The sequence below is a fragment of the Phycisphaeraceae bacterium genome (genome assembly GCA_019636735.1).
In the GTDB taxonomy this organism is placed as follows: Bacteria; Planctomycetota; Phycisphaerae; order Phycisphaerales; family SM1A02; genus VGXK01.
Map to the genome: position 1 here is coordinate 1 of JAHBWY010000022.1, position 3,466 is coordinate 3,466.

Consider the following 3,466-nt stretch of genomic DNA (forward strand, 5'->3'; position numbering starts at 1 on the left):
CGTTCCACGACGCGATCGAAGAGATCGCCCGCGATCGCGCGAAGAAGCTCTTCAACTGCCGCTTCGCGAATGTTCAGCCGCACTCCGGCGCCAACGCGAATGTGGCGGCATTCATGGCGCTGCTTAGCCCGGGTGACACCATCCTGAGCCTGCCCATCAAGAGCGGGGGGCATCTCTCCCACGGACTGAAGGTGAACTTCAGCGGGACCTTCTATTCGATCGTCGAGTACGGCCTCGACCCGGTGACCGAGCGGCTCGATTACGACCAGATCGAGCGCCTCGCCGTGGAGCACACGCCGAAGATGATCATCTGCGGGTACTCCGCCTACAGCCGCGTGATCGACTTTGCGCGCTTCCGTGCGATCGCCGACAAGGTCGGCGCGTTCCTGCTTGCCGATGTGGCGCACATCGCCGGGCTGATTGCCGCAGGAGTGCATCCTTCGCCCTTCCCGCACGCCCATGTGGTCACCACCACCACGCACAAGACCCTCCGAGGTCCGCGCGGCGGCCTGATCCTGACTGACGATGAGTCGATGGCCACCAAGGTCGACCGAAAGGTCTTCCCAGGAAGCCAGGGCGGTCCGCTCATGCATGTCATTGCAGCGAAGGCGGTCGCCTTCGGCGAGGCGCTGCGGCCTGAGTTCAAGACCTACTCAAGGCAGGTGGTCGCCAACGCGCAGGCGCTCGCGGCCGCGCTGGTTGACCGAGGCTATCGCCTCTGCACTGGCGGCACGGACAACCACCTGATGCTGGTCGATCTTCAGCCTCGTGATGCGGCGCTCACGGGTGCCGATGCCGAAGCGTGGCTCGGTTCCGCAGGCATCGTCGTCAACAAGAACGGCATTCCGAATGACCCGCGGCCGCCGATGGTGACGAGCGGTCTGCGCCTCGGCACGCCTGCGATCACCACCCGCGGACTCACGGTGCGCGAGATGCCGCTGGTCGCCGAGTGGATCGATCGCACGCTTGCGGGCAAGGGCGACACGGCCCGATGCGAGGCGGTTCGGCGCGAAGTGGTCGAACTCTGCCGTCGCTTCCCGTTGCCTCACTGACTCGGCGAACCTGAGTTGGGCGCAACTGTCGAACGCATGCGCATCGCACAGCCTGCGAGGTTACAGCCCTTGGATGACAGGTCCCGGTGATGAAGTTGGTACGGAATGCCGGAGCCGATCGCGTCATCGACCTGATTCGTTCAGGAATCGGGCGGGACCGTCGGCTGGACATGCTCACGCCCGCCCTGTCGCTCTTCGCCTTCTCGGAGATCCGCCGTGAGGCGGAGGAGCTGGACGGTTGTCGTCTGGTGTTGCCGCCGAGCGGTGCCGACCTTGCAGCGCTGGGCACCGCCGCCGACCGTGCGTCCCGCAACCGTCTGCAATCTCGATGGCTTGCCAGGCGCCTTCTCCAGTGGATTGACGGTCGCGCGGAGGTCCGCCGCGCTCCACGGCCCATCCCACAAGGTGCATTCGTCATGCGCACCGCGGACGGGCATCCCGTGCAGGCGCTCCTCGGCTCTCTGGCGTTCAGCACCGAGGGACTCGGCCTGACTCCAGGCAACCCGATGAACCTGATCCAGGCCTCCGAAACGCCGCAGGAGGCCGCGCTTCTCAGCGAGTGGTTTGACGCGCAATGGACAGCGCTCGCTGCCGATCCTGGCGCCAAGCAAGTGCTGATTGACGAGCTGAGAGCCTTGGCCGGGAACCGGGACCCGCTCCTCATCTACGCGCTGGTTCTGCACCACATCTTCGGCGACCGGGGTGATGAGCTGGATGAGGAGCGCGTCGTCAATTCCGCCACCGGCATCCGCAACACGGTGGTCTGGAAGAAGCTCTTCAAGTTTCAGCGCGACGGCGTGGTCGGTGCGATCGACAAGCTCAACCGCTTCGGTGGGTGCATCATCGCCGACAGTGTCGGCCTCGGGAAGACCTTCGAGGCGCTGGCGATCATCAAGTACCACGAGCTGCGCAACGACCGCGTGCTGGTCCTGGTGCCCAGGCGCCTGCGCGACAACTGGACGCTCTACAAGGCGAACGACCGGCGCAACTTCCTGGCGCCCGATCGCTTCAACTACGATGTGCTGAATCACACCGACCTGTCGCGCGACGGCGGGCTCTCGGGCGACATCGACCTCGCGCATGTCAACTGGGGCAACTACGACCTCGTCGTCATCGACGAGTCGCACAACTTCCGCAACAAGAAGACGCCGCAGGCGGGCGGGGAAACGCGCTACGACCGGCTGATGCGCAAGATCATCCGTGAGGGAGTCAAAACGCGCGTGCTCATGCTGTCGGCCACGCCGGTCAACAATCGCCTCGCCGACCTGCGCAACCAGATCGCCTTCGCGACCGAGGGCGACGACACGGCGCTGATCGATCACGGAATCGGCAGCATCGACGCCACCACGCGGCTGGCACAGAAGCAGTTCAACCGCTGGCTCGACATGGACGAGGCCGAGCGCACGCCCTCGCGGCTGATCGAGATGCTGGGCTTCGACTACTTCACGCTGCTCGACCTGCTCACGATTGCCCGCTCTCGCCGCCACATCGAGAAGTACTACGGCACCGCGGAAACCGGCCGCTTTCCGGAACGGCTCAGGCCCATCAACATCAAGGCCGATGTGGACCGCGCCGGGGCTTTCCCGCCCATCGCCGACATCAACCTCGAGATTCGCCGCCTGAACCTCGCCTCGTACGCCCCCCTGCGCTACCTGCTGCCGCACAAGCAGGAAGCCTACGACCGCAAGTACAGCACGCAGGTGAAGGGCGGCACCGGCTTCTTCCGCCAGGTGGACCGCGAGGAGAGCCTGATCCACCTGCTGCGTGTCAATGTGCTCAAGCGGATGGAGAGCGCCGTGCCCTCATTCGCGCTCACTGTGCAGCGCCAGCTTCGCGATGTCGAGACCACGCTGGCGCGCATTGAGGCGCAGGCGGACGAGCTGGAGGAACTCGAACTCTCGATCGACGATCTGGACCTCGACGACCCTGCCTTTGAGAGCCTGGTCGTAGGCCGCAAGGTCAAGGTGCTGCTCAAGGATGTGGATCTGGTGCGCTGGAAGCAGGACCTGATCGAGGACCGCAACCGGCTCGCCACGCTCATCTCCGCCGCCCGGCATGTGGATGCCGATCGCGACGCGAAGCTCATCGCGCTGCGCGAGGTGATCGCGCACAAGTGCCGCGACCCGATCAATCCCGGCAACCGCAAGGTGATTGTCTTCACCGCCTTCGCCGACACTGCCCGCTACCTGTACGAACAGCTGGCGCCCTGGGCCAAGGCAAGCCTCGGTGTGGACGCGGCGCTGGTCACGGGCACGGGCAGCAATCAGACCACGCTGCCCCGCCTGCGCAAGGACCTCGCCTCGATCCTCACCGCCTTTGCGCCGCGCGCGAAGGAACGCCCGGAGGAGTTCGCCGGCGAGGGCGACCTCGATCTGCTGATCGCCACCGACTGCATCTCCGAGGGACAGAACCTG

Annotated in this window: 2 protein-coding genes; both read left to right on the top strand. The window is 65.4% G+C overall.

The genetic code is table 11. From position 1 onward, the window contains the following. Positions 1-1,052: serine hydroxymethyltransferase (locus KF724_13790; protein ID MBX3356761.1), on the top strand; the 1,052-nt coding region annotated here is incomplete at its 5' end. Between the two features lie 170 nt (positions 1,053-1,222). Then, positions 1,223-3,466: DEAD/DEAH box helicase family protein (locus tag KF724_13795; GenBank protein MBX3356762.1), on the top strand; the 2,244-nt coding region annotated here is incomplete at its 3' end.